Annotated in this window: 14 protein-coding genes and 2 pseudogenes; 9 read left to right on the top strand and 7 right to left on the bottom strand. The window is 68.3% G+C overall.

Annotated elements, in window-relative coordinates:
- Positions 1 to 66: 66 nt before the first annotated feature.
- A pseudogene (locus ACGFS9_RS22140) lies at positions 67 to 402 on the bottom strand (ATPase, T2SS/T4P/T4SS family); the annotation flags it as partial.
- 52 nt (positions 403 to 454) lie between these two features.
- Here ACGFS9_RS22140 and ACGFS9_RS22135 point away from each other — a divergent pair.
- The 5 genes from ACGFS9_RS22135 to ACGFS9_RS22115 all read left to right on the top strand — a co-directional run bounded on the left by ACGFS9_RS22135 (position 455) and on the right by ACGFS9_RS22115 (position 7037).
- Positions 455 to 2026, top strand: a complete 1572-nt coding sequence (locus ACGFS9_RS22135) for a recombinase family protein (protein WP_393255450.1) — start codon at positions 455 to 457, stop codon at positions 2024 to 2026.
- Between the two features lie 1532 nt (positions 2027 to 3558).
- Positions 3559 to 3834 carry a hypothetical protein gene (locus tag ACGFS9_RS22130; RefSeq protein WP_393255449.1) on the top strand — a complete coding sequence of 92 codons (276 nt, stop codon included), beginning with the start codon at positions 3559 to 3561 and terminating at the stop codon, positions 3832 to 3834.
- A 524-nt stretch (positions 3835 to 4358) separates the two neighbouring features.
- Positions 4359 to 5477, top strand: coding sequence for a phage major capsid protein (locus tag ACGFS9_RS22125; protein ID WP_393255447.1), 1119 nt, complete (start codon positions 4359 to 4361; stop codon positions 5475 to 5477).
- A 295-nt stretch (positions 5478 to 5772) separates the two neighbouring features.
- Entirely contained in the window at positions 5773 to 5964 is a 192-nt protein-coding gene (locus ACGFS9_RS22120) for a hypothetical protein (RefSeq protein ID WP_393255445.1), read from the top strand.
- 668 nt (positions 5965 to 6632) lie between these two features.
- Complete coding sequence (locus tag ACGFS9_RS22115) at positions 6633 to 7037, top strand: hypothetical protein (protein WP_393255443.1); 405 nt, start codon at positions 6633 to 6635, stop codon at positions 7035 to 7037.
- 227 nt (positions 7038 to 7264) lie between these two features.
- Here the strand turns inward: ACGFS9_RS22115 and ACGFS9_RS22110 are convergent, their stop codons facing one another.
- The 4 genes and pseudogenes from ACGFS9_RS22110 to ssd form a co-directional block, all read right to left on the bottom strand.
- The gene (locus ACGFS9_RS22110; protein WP_393255442.1) at positions 7265 to 8095 is read right to left on the bottom strand and encodes a hypothetical protein; all 831 of its coding nucleotides are present in this window, start codon (positions 8093 to 8095) and stop codon (positions 7265 to 7267) included.
- A 102-nt stretch (positions 8096 to 8197) separates the two neighbouring features.
- Complete coding sequence (locus ACGFS9_RS22105) at positions 8198 to 9412, bottom strand: helix-turn-helix transcriptional regulator (protein ID WP_393255441.1); 1215 nt, start codon at positions 9410 to 9412, stop codon at positions 8198 to 8200.
- Positions 9413 to 10112: 700 nt separating this feature from the next.
- A pseudogene (locus ACGFS9_RS22100) lies at positions 10113 to 10997 on the bottom strand (TadA family conjugal transfer-associated ATPase); the annotation flags it as partial.
- 269 nt (positions 10998 to 11266) lie between these two features.
- Positions 11267 to 12361, bottom strand: coding sequence for a septum site-determining protein Ssd (gene ssd / locus ACGFS9_RS22095; RefSeq protein WP_393255439.1), 1095 nt, complete (start codon positions 12359 to 12361; stop codon positions 11267 to 11269).
- Between the two features lie 572 nt (positions 12362 to 12933).
- Between ssd and ACGFS9_RS22090 the strand changes: the two genes are divergently transcribed.
- Positions 12934 to 13767 carry an HAD family hydrolase gene (locus ACGFS9_RS22090; RefSeq protein ID WP_393255437.1) on the top strand — a complete coding sequence of 278 codons (834 nt, stop codon included), beginning with the start codon at positions 12934 to 12936 and terminating at the stop codon, positions 13765 to 13767.
- A gap of 415 nt (positions 13768 to 14182) precedes the next feature.
- On the opposite strand, the gene ACGFS9_RS22085 is transcribed toward ACGFS9_RS22090, so the two are convergent.
- On the bottom strand, positions 14183 to 15007 hold the full coding sequence (locus ACGFS9_RS22085) for an oxidoreductase (protein ID WP_393255435.1): 825 nt from the start codon (positions 15005 to 15007) through the stop codon (positions 14183 to 14185).
- Between the two features lie 100 nt (positions 15008 to 15107).
- Here ACGFS9_RS22085 and ACGFS9_RS22080 point away from each other — a divergent pair, with 100 nt between their 5' ends.
- Positions 15108 to 16088, top strand: a complete 981-nt coding sequence (locus ACGFS9_RS22080) for an ATP-binding protein (protein WP_393255434.1) — start codon at positions 15108 to 15110, stop codon at positions 16086 to 16088.
- 64 nt (positions 16089 to 16152) lie between these two features.
- On the opposite strand, the gene ACGFS9_RS22075 is transcribed toward ACGFS9_RS22080, so the two are convergent.
- Positions 16153 to 17427, bottom strand: coding sequence for a hypothetical protein (locus ACGFS9_RS22075; RefSeq protein WP_393255432.1), 1275 nt, complete (start codon positions 17425 to 17427; stop codon positions 16153 to 16155).
- 334 nt (positions 17428 to 17761) lie between these two features.
- Between ACGFS9_RS22075 and ACGFS9_RS22070 the strand changes: the two genes are divergently transcribed.
- Positions 17762 to 20134, top strand: a complete 2373-nt coding sequence (locus ACGFS9_RS22070) for a bifunctional SulP family inorganic anion transporter/carbonic anhydrase (RefSeq protein WP_393255430.1) — start codon at positions 17762 to 17764, stop codon at positions 20132 to 20134.
- Between the two features lie 406 nt (positions 20135 to 20540).
- Positions 20541 to 22541, top strand: a complete 2001-nt coding sequence (acs, locus tag ACGFS9_RS22065) for an acetate--CoA ligase (RefSeq protein WP_393255428.1) — start codon at positions 20541 to 20543, stop codon at positions 22539 to 22541.
- The last annotated feature ends 24 nt before the right edge of the window (positions 22542 to 22565 follow it).

Genomic DNA, 22565 nt, shown 5'->3' with positions numbered 1-22565 from the left:
CGCCGGCTCCTCGGTCACCGTCCGCACCGTCCCGGCCGGGTCTCCCTCCCGCCGAACTCCTCCCGCTCCAGGGCCGGTCGGCCCTCGACCGTCCGGTTCGGCGCGGTGGAGCAGCTCCCGCAGGCGCGTCCAGCCACGCTCGTGGGCGAAGGCGTCCTCGCCCCACCTGAGGGCGGGCACCGTGACCACGAGGCCCGAGGGGCCCCGTTCGAGGACGTGCACCTCGGCGATCCGCCGGCGTCCCGTCCGGTCCCGCACGAGGTGCAGGACCACGGACAGGGCCGCCGCCAACTGGCTGTGCAGGGCGGCCCGGTCCAGCCCCGCCGCGGTGCCGAGCGCCTCCAGCCGGGCCGGGACCTGACCCGCGGCGTTCGCGTGCACGGTGCCGCAGCCGCCCGGGTGTCTGGCCTAACCGTCCATGGCGGGTAGGTCACCGACTCCCCTGAAGGCAGTCATGAAGACCGTCGTCATCTATGACCGACTCAGCCGCTTGTTCGCTGAGGAAGCGCCGGACCACCGCATTGCCATCTGCCGCGCATACGCCGAAGCGCGCGGGTGGAAGGTCGTACACGTCGCCACAGACACGAACGTCAGCGGCGCAAGCAAGCTCGAAGACCGCCCCGGAATGCGCGAAGTGTTGTCGTGGCTTCCGCGCGTTGATTACGTCCTTGCCGCGAAGCTCGACCGCTACGCCCGAAGCGTGCTGGAGTTTCAGCGGCTTCTCGACGCCGCGAAGTCGACTCACTCGACGGTCGTGACGGCGGACGGCGTTGTATCGCCGGAAAACGCGTCCATCATCATCAACGTTCTTGCCGCGTTCGCCGAGTATGAGCGCGACATGATTACGGCCCGCATCACGGACAGTAAGAAGCACTTCAAAGCGCGCGGCAACCACCTGGGCGGACTGGCGCCCTACGGCTACCGCGTCAGCGGCCCAATCAACGACAAGCGTTGGGTCATTGACGAAGAAGCCGCCACCATTGTGCGCGAGTGTGCAGACAAGCTCATCAATCACGGCGCTTCGCTGACCGGCCTTGCCCGTGAACTCACTGAGCGGGGCGAACTGCCGCCCGCAGAACACGCACGGAAGCGCGACGGGCGGAAGCTTCGCGGCAAGCACGTATGGCACAGCACCACGCTTCGCGACGTCATGTATTCCGCAGCGCTGCGCGGGTGGCTTGTTCAGGCCGTGCCGGGTGAAAAGCGGGGCGCGCTGACCAATCAGCCGGTGCTCGACGCCAAAGGAAACCCAGTCTCGGCAGGTCCCGAAATTCTCGATGCCGAAACGTGGTCGGCGGTCCGGGCGATTCTCGACGGCAAGGCGAAGGGGCGCGGCGCTGAGCGCACGGGCAAAGCCCTACTCCTTCACGTCGCGCTGTGCTCCGAGTGCGACGGACCGATGTACCGGCAGCGTCGAGCCGTGAACGGCAAGGATTACTCGACGTACGTGTGCCGCAGTGGCGTAGGCAAGCGCGGCATTCACCGACCCAACGTCATTACGGCCCCGATGCTCGATGAGCTTGTGACGGCCGACTATCTCAAGCGCTTCGGCAGGATCGCGTTGAGGCGCTGGGCCGAACCCGACGGCAGCGCGGTACTTCAGCTTTCTGAAGTGACGACGCAGATTGAGCGGCTTGCCGGAAACCTTTCCCAACTCGACCCGAACGGCACAGCGGCGCGCATGGCCATTGCACAACTGACGGCGCTAGAAAAGCGGCAGGCTGAATTGCGGGCTCAAGCCGACCACGCCGAAGGCCGCTGGGTGGACGCTGGGGGCACTGTGGCGGACGAATGGGAGCGACGTACGGACGAAGGCCGAAAGGGATTGCTGAACGACCTGGGCGCCGTCGTCATCGTTCGCCCGGCAACGCCCGGAGCACCTAAGCGTTTCGACCCTTCACGGGTAGCGGTCGATTACGAGGGTCCGGCGTGGTTCCGCAGTGACCCGGCGGCAGGCGAACTTGCCGCCATCGCCCAAACTGAAGCGCTCATTGCGGAAGAACGACGGGCAGGCTCTACGTACTAGGCGCGGGGCACAGACACAGCCCCCCGATTCCCTCAGCGGAGCCGGGGGGCTTCTGTATGCCCGCGTACGGGGCTGTGAGGGGAGCGGAGCTACGGGCGGACGTCGAAGCGCTCAGCGGGGGCGGATACGGGCACTCAGGGGCTCCGGCGCAACGTCACCACAGCGGGCAAGCGGCAGGCTACTGACCTGGGTTGTTCTTTTAGTAGATGATGCAAACTCTTTCTACGTATCCAATAAGAAAATCTATAGCACTAGGGGTAAGCGTTCACAGTCACCGCCTTTAGGAACACCCCCAAGTGCCGCCGCCCCTCCGCTGTACGCCTACCCAGGTCACCGACTCCCTTCAGATAGGTAGAGGCGCTTTACCGCTTCTCTCTGCGGGTCTGTGACGGCGTAAGCCAATCCCGCTCCCATGACTCCCCAGCGCGCGGGACGGCCCATCGCTACGGCCGAAAGCGTGCACGACTAAGCCCCCGGGCGTAGGTCGAGAAATCCTCAGTGGGTCACAGCACTGAGGGGGACTCCCTACGCACCGGGGGCTTTTTCGTTTCTGTGACAACGAAAGGGCGGCATAGTCATGCCCCATCTTCCTTACGAACTTCACACGACCCAATGCGCCCGTTGCGGCGGCCGATTGGGAGACACCCAGGAACGGTATTGCTCCGCTGCCTGCCGTGCGTCGGCATGGCGCGTTGCTCGATGGCAGGAAGAGCGCCGGAAGCTGAACCTTCCCTCGCATGCGTCCTGCACGCTGTGCGGCGAGCGAATCGAAATCACGTCGAGGAACAAGACGACGTGCGACGAAAACGACCGAAACGAAGAATGCGTTGAGGCACAAGCCCGCGCACAGCTCGACGCCATGAACGCACGCGAGGAAGCCGAAGAGCTTCGCGAGTGTGCCGAATGTGAGCATTGCAGCGCCGATATCGCATACAGCGGCAAGGGCCGTCCACGCCGCTTCTGCGCTCCGCGTTGCAAGACGGCTTTCTATCGTGCTGAGCGTGCGGCGAAGGCAGGTGCCCGATGATTGTTGACCACACTTACTCGGACGCGTTGAAGGCGGTCGAATCCGCATACGGACCGGCTACCGGGTACGGCTGTATTCGCTGCACCGATTTCGCTTCCTGCTGGGTTGTCGACAACCGCATTCCCGCAGTCGTGGCCCCTGATATGCGACGGTACAGCCGAAACCCCCGTGACTACTGGCCTATGTGCGCCCGCTGCGCCCAGGCTTACGACCTGATGGGCGACGAAGCAGGCCCGGTATTTCGGCGCGTCAGCACGTTCGCGGAGCCACATTGGTTCGCGTCCTGCTTCGTATTGGACGCCGAAGGTTCCGTTCTTCTGCGGGACGCGTACGCAACGTACGTCGACTTCTGCGGGGAAACGCGGACGCCCGTTACGGAGATCATGACGCGCAATACCTTCAAGGCCGCAATTCTTCGGCATGGCCTGAAGGCGCGGCGTACCAATTCTGGTGTCGCTCTCATCGGCGCACGACTGCGCACTAGCTGCTGATCAAAGGATGCCTCTTGACTGCCACCATTGAAACTTTCCTGAACACGCGCACAGCGCAGGGAAAAAATCGTTCTGTTCCGCTAGACATGTTGCGCAACGCGTGCGCGACCTGGGCACGCAAGAACGACGCGCCATTCCCCGAAATGGGGGCACTCGAAGACGCACTAAAGCGACGCGGCGTGCGAATCTTCATGGTCAGCTGGGCGCCAGTAGCCCAGGGCATCGGACTAAAAGAGCCGAACCCTGCTGCTGAGGCAATGCGCCGGATTGCGAGCGCGCCCCGTGACTAACCTTCCTGATACTGAAGCAACTCGGAATCAAGTCTGGGACTTTCTTCGCACCGAAACGGTGGATTACCCAAACTACTGCCTTTCGCTCGTCAACTTCATGCGCGTTCTCAACGGCTGGTCGGCCCGGAAGGGTCTTCCACTCCTATTTGATGACGACGCAGCCCCCGCGCTCGCCCAGGCCGGTTACGAACTTTCCACTGACCTGTTCGGTCGTCCCGCCGTCATGGGTTTGCGCGTTCGGCAGCATCGAAATTTCCCGCGCAACGCCCGGTGATTACCGCACTTCTCGCGCTCGCGTTTCTCGCTGAGCCAGCGGCATACCTGATAACTCGCCACCTTGCACACAGAGTGACGGAAACCCTTTCAGCCGGCCGGGCCTGAACCCGGAATTACGGACATACCGCACGGAGGCTTGTAACGCTCCGCATCTAACGGCTGTGGGTTGTGGGTTGGTCACGGAATTAACCGTGGCCTTCCCAGGATTCACAGCGACTCACCGAAACAACTCCCGAAGGAAGACACCCATGGCTCTTAATGCCACCCTTGCCGCCGACCACATCGCGAAGCGGGAAGCCGCCACTACAAAGCTGACGGCACTTCAGGCAAAGTACGGAAACAACCTGCCCGCCGGGGCGAAGGATGCTGAAGAGCGTCTTCTCTCCGAGATAGCCCAGCATGACGCCGCTGTGCGCGGCCTTGTGGGTGACGCCGTCAAGACGGATGAGCGCGCGGCCTACGTGAACGCCGTCGTTTCTGCGGGTGCTGATCACCTGCCCGACGACATTGCGCCACGCTCTTTCGATGACGTCCGAATCCTCGGAATGCCGGTCGGTCGCACTGATACTTTCTCGTTTGCTGAGCGTTCTGCTGACGCCCTTGACGCGCTCGACACGGACAATTGGAAGCCCGCACCGGTCATGCTCGCTGAGGCGCCTAACGCTTCTCAGCTTCTCGCCCGTGTGCAGACCTTCACGCACAACTCGACGCGGGGATATGTTCCGATCGTTCCGCAGCTTCAGGCCAGCATTACCGGCCGGAACGATGAGCTTCAGCCGGGCGACGTTGAGACTGGCGTCATTGGCACCTTCGAGACTGTGAAGGTTGCCGCCATGGTCAAGGCCGACCACGACAATCTTCAGGATTACCCGCAGCTTGAAGCGAGCGTTGATGCTGCCCTTCTCTCCGCGCTGGGCGCTGGGGTGGACGACGTCATTGTGAACGGCGGCACCGATGGTGACGTGACCGTTCCCGGCCTTATGGGTCTGGGCACCGTGACCGCTGCGGCTGTCAGCGTGGCGAGCGTCCTGAGCGCCCTTGCGCGGGTCAAGACGGCGCGCGCTGTGCCCGACACGATCCTGATGCACCCGGACACGGAAGCGGCCTTCCTGGGCGCCATTGACGGCGCGCTTCTCGGCAAGCTTCCTGAGATCGTGGCCATTCCGTCCGTGCCTGCCAATACGGCGATTGTGGCAGCGCTCGGGAACACTGCCGTTGCCATGCGCGAGAACCTGGGCGTGGCTTCGGCAACGGATCACCCGGAGCTTTTCTACAAGGATCAGGTTGCTTTCGCCGGTCGCGCCCGCATCGGTGACGTGGTCGTTGCGAATGCTGCTCACGTCCAGATCGTGAAGCCCGCAGCGTGAGTCTGAATGATTGGGCGAAGCTCCGGGAAACCCTCGCCGCACGCGCTGAAGCGGCTGGTTTCCCGGGGCTTCTCCCGTGCGCAATGGTGGCCGACTGCCGGGGGCAAGGTAGGGCCGAAGCAATCAGCGACGGCGGCACGCCATTTCATGCCCCCTCCTTCGTGGAAGTGGTCGAGCTAAGCGAAGTTCTCAGGCGTGCCAATGTGCAGATAGCTTCCGTCAAGAAGACGCGTCACACGCTTGTTTGCCGCGCGTGTACGCAATGGTTCCATCAGCGTGAAATGTGGCGAGACGCATGAAATGCGATATAGCGACCACACACAGCGCAGCGACAGAGTTCGATCCCGCCGACTTGTCGCGCATATTCGTTGCTCGCCTGAAGCAGCGTTTCAACAATCCGCCGCTGACAACCGACGGCATGGTGTGCGCCGACTGTGAGCAATGGCTGAACCTTCGATTCTGGGGACTGGTGGACGACAGTGTTTGAGAAGACGCGCGCACGAATCGAGCGACGGCACACACTCCATGACCGCGAGCTAATCGCGTACGGGGCGCGCTTCGCTGCGAGGAATGAAAACATGCCGGTGATGTGCGGTGAGTGTGGCCGATACGGTCACGTCCTGGGTGCAGTGGCAGCGCGTACGGATAGGGGGGTGTCGCTGATGGATAGGGAGTGTGCAAAGGAGGGGGGTGCACGTTTCCTCTCTCTGGGCGAATGCCTACAGCGTGCGGCGAAGCTCGGCATTCCGCTGAGGCCGGAGCGCAGCACAAGCCCAATCGGCGTGATCACTGCACAGCCTGAGTACGAGAACGCGGCGCTTCTCTACAACGCCACATCGGGCAGGTTCGACGCTGGCCACATTGCCCAGGTCGGCGCGGTGAAGCGGAGAGGCTGAGCAACCAACCCGCGCGAAACAGGTTGGCCGACCAGGGTTCCCACAAGTGAACTGATGAGGCATCAGGTATTCGCCGGCTCGGACCATACGTGCAGGTGAGCGGCGCCCTGATGCCTCATCGTTCTTTGCTCATTGGTTCGCGGGTGCGGGGTATCGGTCCGAAAGTTCAGCCGAAAGCCTCTCAGCGATCCCGGTCCCAGCTCGAAAAACGCACGCGTCGCGCGGCCCCTTGCTCGGGGCGACGGAAGGAAGAATTCAGATGATCAAGAACTGTTCGGTTTGCGGCGCTTCATTCGAGCCGCAGAAGACGCATGCCGAATACTGCGGCAAGCCGTGTCGCGATAAGGCGTACAGGCAGCGGAAGGGGGCTGAACGCCCGTCTCTCGCCCGCCCGTCCGCCGGGGGTGCTCCGCTGCCGGACGACGACCGGGAAGCGCTCAGAGAGCTATACCGCGCCGCTATCGTGCGCATCATTTCCGACGGGCTTGTTGTTCCCGGACGGCGCGGGGAGGCCGACGTTGCACACCCGCTAGCGCGCTTCGTCGGGCAATGGTTCAGCGCCCTGGGATACGCCGCAAAGCCCGTCGACAGCGACGGCGACGACCTTGACGCGCTGATCGCTTCACTCCTGAAGAACACGGACGATAAGGGGCAGCGGATATGAGCGAAGCGACGGCGGAGCTTGCAAGTCGGATTGCACGTGCGTCCTTCTCACACGCTGAGGCTGAGGCGCATCCGCTTTACCCGACGTTCAGTCTGGCGTTCGCACGCGACACGGGAAGAGTGCCGACGGGTGCCGACGCATTCGACGCCGCAAGCGCCCCTGACGTCTTCTAAGCACCCTGCAACACCACGAAGCCCCGTAGACGCCTGGGAATGATCCGGGGCCGTCTACGGGGCTTCGCTGCTTTCGGTGCTGGACGGTTCGGAGTTGGGCCTGATGCTGAAGGATCCGGGAGTACGTTGGAAGGTGAACGGTCGGTAGAGGGGTTCGATAGCGCGCGCTCCGGAGCCGGGTTCGCTCTGTTCGTCCTCCCGCTTCTCTTCTTCGAAATGCCGTGACGCTACAAATTCGGCAATGACAGACTGCACAAGCAGACCGTTAGCGGCCCGAAATGCACCGACCCCGTTCATGTACAACATTAGCGATGCGGCGGCCCCAAAGAGAAACCAGGGAGACCAGCTGAATGCGAGAACGACCCACAGAGGCACGGAATATATCGCAACGTTTATGCGGAACTCCCCCTCCGCGTTAAGCCGGTCGCTTTCCATGTAGACGTCCATGCTATTGCCGATGAGGTGTATGCGCAGCTCAGGAAATTCGAACTGGATATTATCCACAAGCATCGCCACCCTATTTGAATCCGGGTCAGTCACGCCGCGCACACGAAAAGCCTTCAAAGCGTAAGCCCTCAAGGCGACCATATCTTCTGCCGTCACGAGTGCGAGTTCACCCAAGAAGACCCAATTGAGCTTTGCTATCCGCCTCCATGGAATCCTCATGACGTCGCCTATGAGGTAAAGCGCAAAGGCAATGACTGCGGTCACTATGGGCCTGCCTGCTACCTCCCCCAGCAAATAAACGCGCTCAAGTAAACCGTTGGCCTCGTTAGACCCGGGCACCGAATCTCCGAACAATATCCATAGCTGAAACACGCACAGTGCGCCGACAGCAAACGGCGTGCGGAGGTGGCGAAACCCTGGGAGCAGACTGGCAAGCATGGTTGTGATGATGCACGCAAAAGGACTGGTATGGAAGACGGTGGAGCCCCGCAGACACCTGGGAATGGTCCTGGGCCGTCTACGGGGCTTCTGTGTGTGTGTTCAGGCGACGTTGTCTGCCAGCAGGGAAGCGACTTCCGGCACGTCGGCAAAGTCCTTCAACCGGGCGAGCACCACGCGCACCCGTTCCGCTGTGCGTTCCGACGCGACGTCGGCGGAAATGCTGATCACACGTTCCGCCACTGCCGCCGCTTCTTCAGGTTCGTTGGCATCGGCAAGGGCTACGGCAAGCCAAGACAGGTACAGCGCCATTTCGCGTGTGTGCGTGGCGTCGTATTCGTTGAGCACTTCCCGGAGCAACGGCACTGCGCGCAAGGGTCGGTGAATCTCCGTGTAAACGCGGGATTCCATAACGCGAAGTTCCCCAGCGTCCACCCAGTACAGATAGGCAGGCGACTCGGTACCGTCGCTGTCTTCGCTGAGCGCTTCTGAGGCTTCCCCCAGCGCCCGCATGGCTTGTTGTCCGTTCTCTCTGCCCCCGGCTTTCGTGTGCGCCCAGGCCACACGGTCCAGATACAGCGCGCGGGCTTTCGGGGGTGCTTCGGCCCGTGCGTCGTTGAATGCCGCCTGGGCGAGTGTGAGCCCTTCGGCTTCCCGCCCCGTGTTGCTCATTTGGTAGGCGAGTGATCCGGCGAGATTCCCGGCAAGCGTGTGGTCTTCAGCCTGCCGCGCCGCACTGATCCCTAGCCGGTAAATGCGCTCCGCTTCGTCGTGCTGCCCGGCGTCGCTCGCAATCCAACCCGCAATCTGGGCCAACTCCCCAATCTGGCGTAGGAGTTGCCGCCCGACTTCGGCCGTGTGCGCGCCTTCCCGGTACAGCTTCACAGCGGAACGCAGTTCCCGGAGCGCTGGGCGGATTAGGTCGCCACCCGCTAACACGTCGTCGGCCAACCTGAGCCCGTGTACGCGCTTCTGTAGGTCGTCCACCTGCCCAATGCCGATACGGCGTCCTGTACGGGGGCTGAGCGGCGCTAGCGGGTCGTCGTCGGGCAGGAAGTCAGCAAGGGTCGGCAACGGTGGCTCAGCGGGCTTCTCTGGCGCTTTCAGGGAATCCAACGGAACGCCGAAAGCGGCAGCGATGAACGGCAACCATTCCCGGGGTGTGCGCTTCCCTGTTTCCCACCGGCTGACTTCCTGCCGTCCGACGGGATCACCCTGCACCTGAGCGGCACGGCACACTTCGCGCGCTAGGCGTGCCTGACTCCACCCGCGCTCTTCACGCAGTCGCCGGATGTTGGCCCCGATTGCACTGCTCATGGGTCAAGTCTGGCCGACAGTTGGCCTACAGGTGGCCGCTAGTCCTAGATCCACTTCAGGCGGACGCTGGGGCGTATGACGGAACCGAAGCGATACCTGAGCGCGCCGGTCGAACTTCCGTACAGGGAAGCCGAGTTGGAGCCGAAACCCGTGGACGGATGCGCCGGTTGTCGAGAGCTGGCCAACGTTCGGGACCGGGCACGGGCGGGCGGCGATATGACGACCGTGACTGACTGCAATGTCCTCATGGCACGGCACCCGGACGGGCACGGATGACCACAGCCCCGGAGAAGCCCCGCAGCGCTGCCCCGGTAGTGCGTCAACGGACGCGCCCAGCGGATCAAGCACCCGTGCACCCGAAGCCCCGCGCGGGACGAACGGGCGGGGAACGTCGGTGGTCGCTGTGGACGGACGGGGACCTCTGCGGCGCGTGCGCCGGTCACCGTGCCATCTGGTGTGACGGCTGCTGCGGATTCGCTGGCTGCGAACTGTGCCGGTGGACGTTCAAGCGCCCGTGCCCGGTGTGCGTCGGCGGAGACGCTGAACCGATCAGGTGGTGACTCCGGCCCGCTGAGCGACGGCGAGCAACACCGCTCAGTGCGCCGGTACCTGCCCCGTCTGTGGCCTACCCCCCGTGGGTCACAGGCGGGGCTTCCATGCACCTGCCGACGTGCACGGCACGCGTGTATGTTTTGGGCAGGCACCCGCCCTCGTGGCCCGTGTTCAGCGCGGCCAGCAGCGAGACGACCTCCGGCCCGCGCACCTCGCCGACGACCAGGCGGTCGGGCCGCATCCGCAGGGCCTGGCGCACCAGGTCCTGGAGGGTGACGAGCCCGACCCCCTCCTGGTTGGCCGGCCGGCCCTCCAGGCGCACCACGTGCGGATGGTCGGGCCTCAGCTCGGCCGAGTCCTCGGCCAGCACGATCCGCTCGCCCGGGCCCACGAGCCCCAGCAGGGCACTGAGCAGCGTCGTCTTGCCGGTGCCCGTGCCCCCGCTGACGAGGAAGGACAGCCGGGCCTCCAGCAGCGCTGTGAGCACCCGGTCCCCGCCCGGGGGCACCGTCCCCGCCGCCACCAGCTCGGCGAGCGTGAAGGCGCGTGGGCGGACGACCCGCAGCGAGAGGCACGTGGAGTCGACGGCCACCGGCGGCAGCACCGCGTGCAGCCGTGTCCCGTCGGGCAGCCGGGCGTCCACCCACGGCCGGGCGTCGTCCAGCCTCCGGCCCGCCACGGCCGCGAGGCGTTGCGCGAGCCGTCGTACCGCCGCCGCGTCGGGGAAGGACACCGAGGTCCGTTCGAGGCCGCCGCCCCGGTCCACCCACACCCGGTCGGGAGCGGACACCAGGACGTCGGTCACCGACGGATCGGCGAGCAGCGGCTCCAGGGGTCCGCTGCCGACCAGCTCCGACCGCAACAGCTCTGCCGCGCCCAGGACTTCGGCGTCCCCGAGCACCCGTCCCTGCTCGCGCAGCGCCTGTGCCACGCGTGCGGGGGTCGGTTCGCAGCCGCTCTCGGCGAGCCACTGCCGCACGCCGTCCAGCAACTCCGCGGGGCCGTCCGGCTCGGACCGCCACCCCGCCCCGATGGATGCGCCGCATCCCTCGGCCCACGTCGGCGCCCGCCCGGTCGGAACACCGCCGAGGCCTCCCCGGGAGCCCGCGGGCCGGTCCGCTCGGTACGGGCTCTCCCAGGTCTCCTCCTCCCACCCACCAGGTGGTCCGGGCGGGGCGGGCAGGGGGTCGCCCGGCACCGCGGACCGTCCGTGCGGCCGGCCATCGCGCGGCGCTTCCAGCGCGGCCCCCGTCCAGCGGCCAGGCCGGACCCGGCCGCTCGTTCCCGCGTGGTGTCCCCTGTTCATGCGACGCCTCCCTCGACCGGAATCCGCTCCCAGAAGGCCGCGCAGAACCGGGCCAGCGGGCCGCGTGCCGCACTCCCCGGCGGCGCCGCTCCGTCCAACGGAGCTGCTTCGTAGGGCACTTCGCCCGCCAGGGGCAGGCCGAGCAGCCGGGCCACCTCGGGTCCGTCCAGCCCCGGGGCGAACGGGCCGCGCACCACGACCCGCAGATCGCGCAGGACCATGCCCGCCGCGGAGGCCATCCGCCCCGCGGCGGCGATCGCGCGCAGCTCGCCCGGCACCACCAGAAGCCCCACGTCGATCTGGGCCAGCACCTCCGCGATCCCCTCGTCGACACGGCGGGGCAGGTCGACGACCACGGCGCCGCCCCGCCGCCTGGCCGCGGCCAGGACCGCCCGTACCGCGCGGGGCGGGACCGCCACCGCCTCGCCCCGGTCCCAGCTGAGAACCCGCAGAGCGTGCAGGGCGGGCAGCGACTCCTCCAGGGCTCCTCCGCCGACCCTGCCCCGGGACCCCGCGAACGCCGGCCAGCGCAGCCCCTCGGCCGCCTCCCCTCCCAGCAGGACGTCGAGCCCGCCGCCCAGCGGATCCGCGTCCACGAGCAGGGTGCGCCGCTCCCGGCGCGCGGAGGTGAGGGCCAGGGCGCAGGCCAGCGTGGACGCCCCGGCGCCGCCGCGCCCGCCGAGCACCCCGACGGTGAGGGCGGGCCTGCCGACCCCTTCGGCCACGTCGGCGATGCGGTCGACCAGCCACTGCTCGCCGTCCGGCAGCATCAGGACGTGGTCCGCCCCGATCTCCACGGCCCGTCGCCAGACCCCCGAGTCGTCCTGGTCGCGGCCGACCAGCACCACCCCCCTTCTCCGGGGGGCTCCGCGCACCCGCCGTGCGGCGTCGTCGCCGACCAGGACGAGGGGTGCCGCCTCCCAGCCGTCCCTGTGTTCCGGAACGCCGTGGTGGACCTCGGGCCGGGCGCCCGCCGCCGCGCACAGGCGGAGCAGGTCGTCCAGCAGTACGGCGTCCTCGGTGACGATCAACGGTCCGCCCTGCCGCCCGTCGGCGGCGGGCGGGCGGTCGTGCGTGATGGTTCCCGCCACGATCCCCAGCCTCCTTCGCTGCTTCCTGCGCGAGGCCCTCCAGGGGCCCCGCGATTCCCGCTCGTATGAAGAGCCGCCGGGCGGCGCCCATATGAACGGCCGTTACGAACCGGCCAAACGCATCCGACAAACGGAACCCGCCGTGAACGGGCGCCGAGCGGAGCGCGTGGGAATCACGGTGCAGCGATCCCGGAAATCGTGTGGATCTTGGTCGAAAACTGTGGACAACTCGACGGCTGTGAATATCGCCTTCACCCTTACCGGTGGGCTCTCTCCGACTTCCACAGAGCAGCGCTGCGACTACGCGCAGTGACCGATGACGGGCACGAAAAAACGCGGCACCACGAGTGCCGGGGAGGCACCGGGGCCGCGCGAAAGAAGACGAAAACCCGTCCGGACATGCGACGACCCCCGCCGGGGGGGAGAGCGGGGGTCGTCCCCACGGCCGACTCGGGGGGGGAGGAGTCGGACCGGGTTAGCACGGTCGCGAACGATCCGTGACTTCCATGGTGTACCCGAGAGCCTTCTCAAGCAAACCCACGCGCCTCACCTTACGCCGAATGGTGGGCCCTATGCTCGACCTCGTGGAAAACCACTCCTTGCCTCGTACAGCCGCCTTCTTTGACCTGGACAAGACGGTCATTGCGAAGTCGAGCACGCTCGCGTTCAGCAAGTCGTTCTACCAAGGCGGACTGATCAACCGCAGGGCCGCGCTGCGGACCGCGTACATCCAGTTCGTGTTCCTGGCCGGTGGGGCCGACCACGACCAGATGGAGCGGATGCGCAAGTACCTGTCGGCGATGTGCCGCGGCTGGAACGTCCAGCAGGTCAAGGAGATCGTCGCCGAGACGCTCCACGACCTCGTCGACCCGATCATCTACGACGAGGCGGCCTCCCTCATCGAGGAGCACCACACCGCCGGACGGGACGTCGTGATCGTGTCCACGTCCGGCGCCGAGGTGGTCGAGCCGATCGGTGAACTGCTCGGCGCGGACCGCGTGGTGGCGACCCGCATGGTCGTGGGCGAGGACGGCTGCTTCACCGGCGAGGTCGAGTACTACGCCTACGGACCGACCAAGGCCGACGCGATCAGGGACCTCGCCGCGTCCGAGGGCTACGACCTCTCCCGCTGCTACGCCTACAGCGACTCGGCGACCGACGTGCCGATGCTGGAGTCGGTCGGCCACCCGCACGCCGTGAACCCTGACCGCGCGCTGCGCCGCGAGGCGGCGGCCCGTTCGTGGCCGGTCCTGGACTTCCACCGGCCCGTCCGCCTCAAGCAGCGGCTTCCCAACCTGTCCGTGCCACCCCGGCCCGCCCTGGTCGCGGCGGCGGCCATAGGCGCAGCCGCGGCCACGGCCGGTCTCGTCTGGTACGCCAGCAGGCGCAGGGCACCGGCCGTGTGACCGCGGCGGCGGCCGGCCCGGGCAGGTGCGGATGGACGAGCACCTCGCGCCCAGCGCGCACCCTTTCGCACCATTCGACCCCAAAGGCAAAGAAGTCCGGTCAGGGGTTTCGCTTCCTTCGGACCAGGAGTACAAAGGGGTTAACGGCCCGCGAGACCAAGGACATCCGCGAGGATCACCTTCCACGGCATTTCGGCCCCACGGACCGAGCATGGACATCGAGCACCCACGCGACGTCGACCCGTCGATTACGGGCCAGCCGCACCAGGTGACGGGCAGAAGATCCCGACCTGATGGGCATCATCACGAGGACGCTTGGTAACCCGGTGAACATGCCAGCGGCGGTACGAGTCCTCGTACCGCCGCAACCCTGTTCGGGGAGTTCTCCACGCTCGGGGGCGAACCGGGCGTCCGGTCAGGCCGCGCCGCGCTGGAGCGCCTCGCAGACGGCCGCCGACTCCCGCGCACCGAGTTCCACGGCCCTGCCGCAGTGGGTGATCCAGGCCGCCATGCCCTCCGGCGTTCCGGAGACGTAACCGTCGAGCGCCGCGAGGTAGGCGGCGCGGCCCAGTTCCGCGTGGCCGACCTCGGCCGGGCAGATCGCCTTGGGGTCGAGGCCGCTGCCGATCAGCACGAGGCGTTCGGCCGCGCGCGCGACCAGCCCGTTGCGGGACGTGAAGGGACGCAGGGCGATCAGCTCGCCGTGCACGACGGCGGCGGTGACCAGCGCGGGCGCCGAACCCCCCGCGATGACCAGCCGCGCGAGCCCGTCGAGCCGGCCGGCGACCTCGTCGGCGTCCGGTAGCGGCAACTCCACCAGGGGCTCGTCGACCGACTCGCCGTGCCGGCGCGGCCGGCCGGTGTCGTCGCCCTGGTCGGCGGCGGCCACCAGGTGCAGCCGGGCCAGCACCCTCAGCGGCGACTGCCGCCAGATGGACAGGAGCTGACCGGCCTCGGCGGACAGCCGCAGGGCCGCGCCGACCGTGCGGGCCTGGTCGTCCGCGCTGAAATCCGTACGCCGGCGCACTTCCTCCAGAGCCCAGTCGGCCCCGGACACCGCGGCCGAGCCGCGGGCGCCGCGCAGCGCCGCCTCCGACGTGATCTCGTTGCTGCGCCGCCGCATGATGCGGTGCCCGTAGACCCGGTCCACGGCCTTGCGGACGGACTCCACGGACTCGGCCACCCCGGGAAGCGAGGCCAGGGCCGCGAGCGGATCGGCGGACGCACCTGTCGTACTCATGAGTACGACCCTACGCACCCCGCGGCCCCGCCCCACGAAGGAGTGGCCTTCTTCACGCGTGCGAGCACATGGAGCGACCGACCCACTACTCTTGGTGAACATGAAAATTGCTTTCGTCGGGAAGGGCGGCAGCGGCAAGACCACCCTGTCGTCGCTGTTCGTCCGCCATCTCGCCTCGTCCGGGTCGCCCGTCGTCGCCGTGGACGCCGACATCAACCAGCACCTCGGGGCCGCGCTCGGCCTGGAGGAAGCGGAGGCGGCGGCCCTCCCCGCCATGGGCGAGCGCCTGCCCCTCATCAAGGACCACCTGCGCGGCTCCAACCCGCGGATCGCCTCCGCCGAGACGATGATCAAGACGACTCCGCCCGGGGAGGGGTCACGGCTCCTGCGCGTCGGCGAGTCCAACCCCGTGTACGACGCCTGTGCCCGGCCGGTGGAACTCGACGGCGGCACGATCCGTTTGATGGTCACCGGCCCGTTCACCGAGGCCGATCTGGGAGTCGCCTGCTACCACTCCAAGACCGGCGCGGTGGAGCTCTTCCTGAACCATCTGGCGGACGGCGCGGGCGAGTACGTCGTCGTCGACATGACGGCGGGCTCCGACTCGTTCGCGTCCGGCCTCTTCACCCGTTTCGACGTCACGTTCCTCGTCGCCGAGCCGACCCGGAAGGGGGTCTCCGTCTATCGCCAGTACAAGGAGCACGCCCGGGACTTCGGCGTCACCCTCAAAGTCGTCGGCAACAAGGTGCAGGGCCCTGACGACGTCGACTTCCTGCGCTCGGAGGTCGGCGACGACCTCCTGGTCACCGTCGGGCACTCGGACTGGGTGCGCGCCATGGAGAAGGGCCGGCCGCCCCGCTTCGACCTCCTGGAGGAGGCCAACAGCCGCTCCCTGCACGTGCTGCGCGACGCGGCCGACGCCACCTACGAGCTGCGCGACTGGGAGCGCTACACCCGCCAGATGGTCCACTTCCACCTGAAGAACGCGGCCGGCTGGGGCAACGCCCGGACCGGCACGGACCTCGCCGGGCAGGTCGACCCCGGCTTCGTCCTCGGCGAACACCCGCTGGCCACGGCCTGAGCGACCATCCGGCCCCCCGCTCCCGCCGCAGGCCGGGGGAGCCGGGGGCCGGTCCGGTGCGCCGCTAGCGCCGGGCCGCCGGAGCGCCGGGGACGCCCTTCGGGGCCGGAGCGGGGTTCGCGGAGAGGAAGGAGGCCCAGCCCTGCCGGGGAGCCTCGCCGACCTGGAGGTCACGGAGCTTGGCGAGGGTGGCCGGGTCCTGGGCGTCGAGCCAGTCGGCGAGTTGCCGGAAGGACACGCAGCGCACCTCGGCCCGGGTGCAGACCCGCTCGACCACCTCGTCGACCGCACGCATGTAGGTGCCGCCGTTCCAGGACTCGAAGTGGTTGCCGATGATCAGCGGTGCGCGGTTGCCGTCGTAGGCGCGTTGGAAGCCCTGGAGCAGGCCGTCGCGCATCTGGTCGCCCCAGAACTCCTGCTTGTCCGGGTCGCCCTGGGTCTGGGTGCCCGACTGGTTGACCATGAAGTTGTAGTCCATGGTGAGCTGCTCGTAGGAGTGGCCGGGGAAGGGGACGAGCTGCATCGACAGGTCCCACAGCCCCTCCTTCTTCTGCGGCCAGAGCTGGTTGTTGACGCCGCTGGTGTCGTAGCGGAAGCCCAGCTGGTGGGCCGCCTTCATGAAGTTCTCGCGGCCTTCGAGGCAGGGCGTGCGCGCACCGACGAGTTCCTTGTCGTAGTCGAACGGCAGCGCCGACTCCGTCGTCAGGCCCGCGTTCGTCTTCCACGACTTGACGAACGACTTCGCCTGGGCGATCTCGCTCTTCCAGTCCGCGACCGACCACTGGCCGACGCCGCCCTCCTTGCCGCAGAAGTGGCCGTTGAAGTGCGTGCCGATCTCGTTGCCCTCCAGCCACGCGCCGCGCAGCTGCTTCACGGTGTCCTCGATGCCCTGCCGGTCGTTGAAGCCGATCTCCGAGCTGCCGGCCGAGTGCTGCGGCGGGTGGTACAGCTCGCGTTTGCCCTCGGGCAGCATGTAGACGCCGCTCAGGAAGTAGGTCATCGTCGCGTTGTTGGCCTTCGAGACCTTCCGGAAGTGCGAGAACAGCTTCTGGCTGTCCTCTCCGGCGCCGTCCCAGGAGAAGACCACGAACTGCGGCGGCTTCTGGCCGGGCTTCAGGCGTTCGGGCCGGGGCAGGTGCGGCTGCGCCCCGGTGTACGAGGTGGAACCGTCACCGATCAGCCGGACCGCGGCCTTGGGGGCGGCGGGCGCGCCCTCCGCCTTCTTGACCGCGTGCGGGGTCTCGCGGGGCGGGGTGGCGCCGCCGGCGCAGCCGGCGAGCGCCGTGGCGCAGGCCGCGGCGAGTGCTGCACCCGCGGCGATCCTCTGGGTGGCGGCCATCTTCCGCCCTCCTCTTCCTCGGTCGGGCACCCCTGGGTCGGGGCGTCATGGGTGGACGTGCGGCGCTGTGCCGCGGCGCCGCCAAGGTGGCACGAGACCGAGAAGGAATAAGTACGACAAGCCGATCAAATGACCGCTTCACTCCAGAGAGTGATTCAATGCACCATTTGCTCCGCTTTTCCGCACGATGCCTTTACTCGGCATTACGATCCATTTACCGAGCGTTGAAAATCCCGCCGCTGTACGCCGTGACCCACGGCCGCGACCCGCCCCCCGCCTTCCGGACGGGGGATCACCTGTTCCGCGACCGCGCCGCCCCGGAGGAGACGGGAACATGTCTGCCTGCGTCCCCACCCGCGCCGCCGACCCCACTCGGCCCGCACCTGTCCACCCGCCCCACAGCCCCCCGCCGACCCCGCCCCGCCGGTTCCGCGTCGAGGGCGCGGATCTGTCGGCCGCCATCGCGGTCTTCCTGATCGCCCTCCCGCTGTCCCTGGGCATCGCCCTTGCCACGGACGCCCCGCTCCAGGCCGGTCTCGTCGCCGCCGCCGTCGGCGGACTCGTGGCGGGGCGCCTGGGAGGTTCACCTCTTCAGGTCAGCGGCCCCGCCGCGGGCCTCACCGTCGTCACCGCCGAGCTGATCCACCACTACGGCTGGCGGGCGACCTGCGGCATCACCGTGCTCGCCGGAGTGGCCCAACTCGGCCTCGGCTGCCTCCGCGTGGCCCGCACCGCGCTGGCCGTCAGCCCCGCGATCGTGCACGGCATGCTCGCCGGCATCGGCGTCACCATCGCCATGGCCCAGTTGCACATCGTGCTCGGCGGCGTTCCCCAGAGTTCCGTCCTCGACAACCTCCTCGGCCTCCCGGACCAGGTGGCCAACCTGCGGCCCTCCGCGGTGTCGATGAGCGTGCTGACCCTGATCCTGCTGTTCGCCTGGCCACGGCTGCCGGGCCGCTCCGGCCGGCTGCTGCGCAAGGTGCCCGCCGCGCTCGTCGCGGTCGCCGGCGCCACCGCCACCGCCTCGCTCGCCGGCCTGACCCTGCCCCGCGTCGACCTGCCCTCCTGGAGCAGCCACGCGCTCGCCGGACTCCCGGAGGGGCCGGTGCTCGGCGTCGTCGCCGCCGTCCTCACCGTCACGCTGGTGTGCAGCGTGCAGTCGCTGCTCGGTGCCGTCGCGGTCGACAAGCTGGTCGGCTCCCGCCCGCAGCAGCAGGCCCGCGCGGGCCGATCCAACCTCGACAGGGAACTGCTCGGCCAGGGCGCCGCGAACGTCGTCTCGGGCGCCCTCGGCGGGCTGCCGGTGGCGGGCGTGGCCGTCCGCAGCTCCGCGAACGTCCAGGCGGGCGCCGTGAGCCGCAACTCCACGATGCTGCACGGCGCTCTCGTCGTGGTGGCCGCGCTGCTGATGGTCCCGATCCTGGAGCTGATCCCCCTCGCCTCGCTCGCCGCCCTGGTGATGGCCGTCGGCATCCAGATGGTGTCCCTGCACCACATCCGCACGGTCACCCGTCACCGCGAGGTGCTGGTCTACGCCGTCACCACACTCGGCGTCGTGTTCCTCGGCGTCCTCCAGGGCGTGCTGCTCGGCGTCGGCGTGGCCGTCGGCGTCGCCCTGCACCGCCTGACCCGCACCCGCATCACGCACGAGGAGAGGGAGGGCGTGCACCACATCCGCGTGCGCGGCCAGTTGACCTTCCTCGCGGTGCCGCGGCTCAGCCGTGCGCTCCATCTCGTCCCGCGCGGGGCCGACACGGTCGTGGAGCTGGACGGCTCGTTCATGGACCACGCCGCGTACGAGTCGCTGCACGACTGGCAGGGCACGCACAGCGCCCAGGGCGCCACGGTGGAGATCACCGGGCGGGCCGGGACCCGTATCGCGGAGCCGGCGGAGTCCGGGCACTGCCGCTGCCGCCCCTGGACACCCTGGCGGAACCACCACTGCCACGACTCCGCCCCGCCTGCCGTCGCGGTGTCCGCGACCTCCGAGGCGCCGCCCGAGGAGCCCCCGCGGGAAGCGGCCGAACCCCGGCCGAGCGGGCACCAACTGGCCCGCGGGATCAGCACGTTCCAGCGGAACACCGCGCCCCTGATGCGGGAGGAGCTGGCCCGGCTCGCACGGGAGGGGCAGCGGCCCTCGCAGCTGTTCCTCACCTGCGCCGACTCGCGGCTCGTCACGTCGATGATCACCTCCAGCGGTCCGGGTGACCTGTTCGTCGTGCGGAACGTGGGCAACCTCGTGCCACTGCCCGGCGAGGAGTACGGGGACGATTCGGTGGGCGCCGCCATCGAGTACGCCGTGGAGGTGCTCGGCGTGCGGTCCATCACCGTCTGCGGACACTCCGGTTGCGGGGCCATGCAGGCGCTGCTGACGTCGGAGCCCGACGGCGCCCGCACCCCGCTGAAGCGGTGGCTGCGGCACGGACGGCCGAGCGTCGAGCGGACGGCGGACGCGGGGCGTGCGCCGCGGCTGAGCGGGCGGGCGCCCGCCGACGAGGTCGAGCAGCTCTGTCTGACCAACGTGGTCCAGCAGTTGGAGCACCTGCGGGCGCACGACTGCGTCACCCAGGCGCTGCGCGCGGGCACCCTCGAACTGCACGGGATGTACTTCCACGTCGGGGAGGCCCAGGCGTATCTGCTCGACGAGGGTGACGGGGCCGGGCTGTTCGGCCACGTGGGAGCGGTGGACGAGCTGCGTCCCGCGTGACGGGCGGTGGTGCGCGGCCCGGTCGGCGAGGCCGCGCACCACACCGGACCGCCGGCGCCCCCGTCCGCCCTGTCTCCCCCCGCACTCCCCCGTATCCCCTCGGCCTCCCTTCACCGCCCGCCCGTCCCTCTCTCGCCCGCCCCTCTCGCCGAGCCGCCCCGACACGCCCGGCCCGGCATGTCGTTGCGCCGCCGCACGCCCCGTGAACCGGGCTCCGGCGCCGTCCGTGCTTCGGAGTGGGCCCCGGTCACCGGGCCCCCGGGTCGCGTGTGATCTCTTGGGGCGGCCGGGCCGCCTCCCTCGGCGAGCACGGATCGCCGCACCGCGGGACCGGAGCGACGACGGCAATAGGTCTAAACCAATTTGGGGACGACCCTTGTCACCGGGCCCCCCGGTCTGATGAGCTGTGGCCTGGGACACAACGGACACCCTGGGAAAGGGAGATGTCGTGAGCAACGAAAGCCTGGCCAACCTGCTGAAGGAAGAGCGCAGGTTCGCGCCGCCCGCCGACCTGGCGGCACACGCCAATGTCACCGCGGAGGCGTATGAGCAGGCCAAGGCTGACAGGCTCGGCTTCTGGGCCGAGCAGGCCCGCCGGCTGACCTGGGCCACCGAGCCGACCGAGACGCTGGACTGGTCGAACCCGCCGTTCGCGAAGTGGTTCGCCGACGGCGAGCTCAACGTCGCGTACAACTGCGTCGACCGCCATGTCGAGGCCGGGAACGGCGACCGGGTCGCCATCCACTTCGAGGGCGAGCCGGGCGACAGCCGCGCCATCACGTACGCCGAGCTGAAGGACGAGGTCAGCCGCGCGGCGAACGCGCTGACCGAACTGGGCGTGCGCAAGGGCGACCGGGTCGCCGTCTACCTGCCGATGATCCCCGAGGCCGTCGTCGCGATGCTGGCGTGCGCCCGCATCGGCGCCGCGCACTCGGTGGTCTTCGGCGGCTTCTCCGCCGACGCGATCGCCGCCCGCATCCAGGACGCCGACGCCAAGCTGGTCATCACCTCCGACGGCGGCTACCGGCGCGGGAAGCCGTCCGCGCTCAAGCCCGCCGTGGACGACGCGGTCGGCCGGGTCGACGGGGTCGGCACGGTGCTGGTCGTGCGCCGCACGGGCCAGGACGTGGCCTGGACCGAGGGCCGCGACGTGTGGTGGCACGACGTCGTGGGCAGGCAGTCGGCCGAGCACACCCCCGAAGCCTTCGGCGCCGAGCACCCGCTGTTCATCCTCTACACCTCGGGGACGACGGGGAAGCCCAAGGGCATCCTGCACACCTCGGGCGGCTACCTCACCCAGGCCAGCTACACCCACCACGCCGTCTTCGACCTGAAGCCGGAGAGCGACGTGTACTGGTGCACGGCCGACATCGGCTGGGTCACCGGACACTCCTACATCACCTACGGGCCGCTCTCGAACGGCGCGACGCAGGTGATCTACGAGGGCACCCCCGACACCCCGCACCAGGGCCGCTTCTGGGAGATCGTCCAGAAGTACGGCGTGAGCATCCTCTACACGGCGCCCACCGCGATCCGCACGTTCATGAAGTGGGGCGACGACATCCCCGCGAAGTTCGACCTGTCGTCGCTGCGGGTCCTCGGCTCGGTCGGTGAACCGATCAACCCCGAGGCCTGGATGTGGTACCGCAAGAACATCGGCGCCGACCGGACGCCCATCGTCGACACCTGGTGGCAGACCGAGACCGGCGCCATGATGATCTCGCCGCTGCCGGGCGTCACCGAGGCCAAGCCCGGCTCCGCCCAGCGCCCGCTGCCCGGCATCGCGGCCACCGTCGTCGACGACGAGGCGAACGAGGTGCCCGACGGAGGCGGCGGCTACCTGGTGCTCACCGAGCCCTGGCCGTCGATGCTGCGCACCATCTGGGGCGACGACCAGCGGTTCCTCGACACCTACTGGTCGCGCTTCGAGGGCAAGTACTTCGCGGGCGACGGCGCCAAGAAGGACGAGGACGGCGACATCTGGCTCCTCGGCCGGGTCGACGACGTGATGCTGGTCTCCGGACACAACATCTCCACCACCGAGGTCGAGTCCGCTCTGGTGTCCCACCCCTCCGTCGCCGAGGCCGCCGTCGTCGGCGCCGCCGACGAGACGACCGGGCAGGCCATCGTCGCCTTCGTCATCCTGCGCGGCACGGCGTCCGCCGAGGACGAGGGGCTCGTGGCCGAGCTGCGCAACCACGTCGGCACCACCCTCGGGCCGATCGCCAAGCCCAAGCGCGTGCTCCCGGTGGCCGAACTGCCCAAGACCAGGTCCGGCAAGATCATGCGCCGTCTGCTGCGGGACGTCGCCGAGAACCGGGCGGTCGGCGACGTCACCACCCTCGCCGACTCCACGGTGATGGACCTGATCCAGGCGAAGCTACCCGCCGCGCCCAGCGAGGACTGACGCGGGAAGCCTCCCGCACGACCC

The organism is Streptomyces sp. NPDC048566 (assembly GCF_043199735.1).
Taxonomy (GTDB): domain Bacteria; phylum Actinomycetota; class Actinomycetes; order Streptomycetales; family Streptomycetaceae; genus Streptomyces.
The sequence above is the reverse complement of the archived record's forward strand: the minus strand, read 5'-3'. Positions and strand labels throughout refer to the sequence as shown.

Coding starts and splice junctions, on each gene's coding strand:
- ACGFS9_RS22135 (WP_393255450.1), top strand. CDS start 455: ATGAAGACCGTCGTCATCTATGACCGACTCAGCCGCTTGTTCGCTGAG.
- ACGFS9_RS22075 (WP_393255432.1), bottom strand. CDS start 17,427: ATGGCCGCCACCCAGAGGATCGCCGCGGGTGCAGCACTCGCCGCGGCC.
- ACGFS9_RS22070 (WP_393255430.1), top strand. CDS start 17,762: ATGTCTGCCTGCGTCCCCACCCGCGCCGCCGACCCCACTCGGCCCGCA.
- ACGFS9_RS22085 (WP_393255435.1), bottom strand. CDS start 15,007: ATGAGTACGACAGGTGCGTCCGCCGATCCGCTCGCGGCCCTGGCCTCG.
- ACGFS9_RS22120 (WP_393255445.1), top strand. CDS start 5,773: ATGAAATGCGATATAGCGACCACACACAGCGCAGCGACAGAGTTCGAT.
- ACGFS9_RS22105 (WP_393255441.1), bottom strand. CDS start 9,412: ATGAGCAGTGCAATCGGGGCCAACATCCGGCGACTGCGTGAAGAGCGC.
- ACGFS9_RS22110 (WP_393255442.1), bottom strand. CDS start 8,095: ATGCTTGCCAGTCTGCTCCCAGGGTTTCGCCACCTCCGCACGCCGTTT.
- ACGFS9_RS22080 (WP_393255434.1), top strand. CDS start 15,108: ATGAAAATTGCTTTCGTCGGGAAGGGCGGCAGCGGCAAGACCACCCTG.
- ACGFS9_RS22115 (WP_393255443.1), top strand. CDS start 6,633: ATGATCAAGAACTGTTCGGTTTGCGGCGCTTCATTCGAGCCGCAGAAG.
- ACGFS9_RS22090 (WP_393255437.1), top strand. CDS start 12,934: ATGCTCGACCTCGTGGAAAACCACTCCTTGCCTCGTACAGCCGCCTTC.
- ACGFS9_RS22125 (WP_393255447.1), top strand. CDS start 4,359: ATGGCTCTTAATGCCACCCTTGCCGCCGACCACATCGCGAAGCGGGAA.